This window comes from uncultured Campylobacter sp. (assembly GCF_937890585.1).
Lineage (GTDB): Bacteria > Campylobacterota > Campylobacteria > Campylobacterales > Campylobacteraceae > Campylobacter_A.
This window is the reverse complement of record NZ_CALACG010000359.1, coordinates 1-2,517: the sequence shown is the minus strand read 5'-3', so window position 1 is coordinate 2,517 and position 2,517 is coordinate 1. Positions and strand designations below refer to the sequence as shown.

The 2,517-nt window shown below is 38.6% G+C and carries 2 protein-coding genes; one reads left to right on the top strand and one right to left on the bottom strand.

Annotation, left to right across the window (positions count from 1 at the left end; translation table 11 throughout):
• The first annotated feature begins 537 nt into the window (after positions 1-537).
• Positions 538-1,215, top strand: a complete 678-nt coding sequence (locus Q0296_RS10815) for a hypothetical protein (protein WP_298040476.1) — start codon at positions 538-540, stop codon at positions 1,213-1,215.
• A 228-nt stretch (positions 1,216-1,443) separates the two neighbouring features.
• On the opposite strand, the gene Q0296_RS10810 is transcribed toward Q0296_RS10815, so the two are convergent.
• On the bottom strand, positions 1,444-2,469 hold the full coding sequence (locus tag Q0296_RS10810; RefSeq protein WP_298040474.1) for a hypothetical protein: 1,026 nt from the start codon (positions 2,467-2,469) through the stop codon (positions 1,444-1,446).
• Between the last annotated feature and the right edge of the window lie 48 nt (positions 2,470-2,517).

The following is a 2,517-nucleotide window of genomic DNA, read 5'->3' as shown; positions in this document are numbered from 1 at the left end:
GGCTCAGTAAGCCGGGGGTCGGGAGTTCAAGTCTCCCCCGTGACACCAAAACACCCTATTTTAGGCATCGGAAAAGTTTCTTCCGATCTTTCCCTTTCTTTAATATTTCCTTTAAGAGTGGAACACTTGTATAAAAAAGTGGAACACTATCTCAAAAAAGTTTAAAATTATATCCCACTCTTGCTTCATAAACAATGAAAAACGGTAAAAAATAAAAATATTTTGCCACAGCCAAGCAATCTAATAGTTTTATTTGGTACCGACAAATTATGTGGCTATTTTTAAATATAATGATACTTTTACAATGGATGCAAGGGCTTGCAGTTTATATTTTGCAGGTTTAGATTAACTTTTTTAGAAGTTTGCAGGATAAAAGCTTTAGGGTAGTTTTAGCCTGAACTATCGTCAGAACCCCCTAAGCTACTGCGGATTATAATACAATCAATATAAAAAGCACTTAGGAAGTAGATATTTGACATAGTCCAAAGCCAGTATGAAAAAATATGCGATATATTTAAACAAGGCTACGATGGCTTTATGGATCACGAATTTGAGGCCAGAATAAAAAGAGCGATATCGGTATTGCATTTTAAATATTTACTTGGAGCCTGCAAAGAAGCTAACGCCGTATTGCCAAAAACAGACCTAAACAACCTCAATCTATTTGATTTAATAATTTCAATCTACAATAAAAGACGTAGAACCCATCAGGCCAAGTTTTTCTTACTGCACTGTTTTGAGAGCGGACTTCGTAGCACTCTAGCCATCAACTTTTCAAATTTATACAACCAAGACGCCGATGATTGGTTCTTTAAAACAGATGAGCCAGAGCTTGGAAGGATATTAAATATAGTAAAAAGGCGTTGCAAAAATGAAGATCTACAAAATCTAGGGACATTTGGCATATTCGATAAATTTTATATGATAGACCTAGAAGAGCTAAGCGATGAATATTGGCATACGATAGAGCACATATTTGCAAGCACGAGAGAATACAAGTCTCAAATACTTCCAGCTTACGGGCGCCAACACCTAATAACCAAAATAGGGCAAATAAGAAAAGCTAGAAATGAAATATACCACAACAATCCTACAAAGATAAAATTCGCAAAAGATTTGGAAATATTGCTTTTACGAATGGGTTATAATTTACAAGACGCTATCGGCGGCTGCGATTTTAGAGGTGATATTAAGCTGCAATATAAGTACGATTAGAATTATACAGCGCGTAAAGACCATAATAATCATGCATGCTTATAGAAGAGCTAAATTTGCCATTTTCGCAGATCCGCAAAATCTAATACCAGCTTGCGTAACTTCATCCAAGTTGTCCGATTTTTGTTTGTATAGGCACTTGCCCTGTAAGCGCTCGATCCGCCAAGCTCAGCGAAATATTTATTTAAAATACTTTTTAAACCCTTACTCGCGCATGGATTTTGGGCATTATGCGATAATATCCGTCTTGCCAATCTTGCCCACTTTGCGCAGTATGTCCATTATATCCGTCCCTTTTTCGCGTTCGACTTTCAGGAAATTTTCAAAGAATTCTCGTCTGATGTCTTTATCAACGTATGTTTTGCTTTTGCTAGTAGCCTGGATGGGTTTAAACGCTGTCGCCTCGCTTGTATTTTCCTTAAATTCAGCCCTGCCCTCAAGCAGATTTTGTATATCCAGACCCTTTTCTATCGCATCTCGCACGAATTTTATAAACGCCTTTTTGCTCTGCTCGTCCTTATACTCGATACTCTCAAGCTCCCTAAACTCTACGGGAGCCTTGTTTTTATTAATGACTATCGCGATATTTTCGCCATCCACGGATATTCTTTCCGCGCCGCTCTCGCCTAGACGCTTCAGCACGGTATATTCAGCCCATCTATCCTTAAACTCGTCCACGCTCATATCGGAGTCGAGGATTTCCATCCCCCTATTCCCTGCATTATCTTCTATGCCCAAAAATGGGTATTCGTGGTTTATATATTTTTTCGCAAATTCATCAACATTGGTCGTATCGTATCCCGCCAAATCCCGAGTAAGTTTATCGAAACCAAACGCCCCGCTACTATTTATAAATTTCTTCAGATTTTCCGCTTCGCTCCTACTAAAAGAGCCATCTAATCCACTTATCTTACCCCATACGCTTATCCTTTCGTCCAGAGTATATCCGCTCAGAGAAAATATGCCTCGTATATTAGCTGGTGTACCGGGCGGGAGCTTTTTTATCTCCCTGATGGCCGCTTCCATCTCTTTAATGTTAAAGTCTACGTAGGCACCTTTTAGGCTTGATACGTTTTCGCTATTTTTTGGGTTCGCTTGATTTGTCGAATTTGGCTGCGCGACCTCCATATTCGAAGCCTGATTTGAGGTTAAATTTATAGCCTCTTTTCCCTCACGTGCTTTTAAATTTCGCTCGTGAGCGCTACTAAGATCATAATTCATATTTGCACTAAATCCATTTATGCTGCTTATCATATTAATCCTTTATGCTTTTACATCAAATTTGCCTAGTTTTGCTAGTTG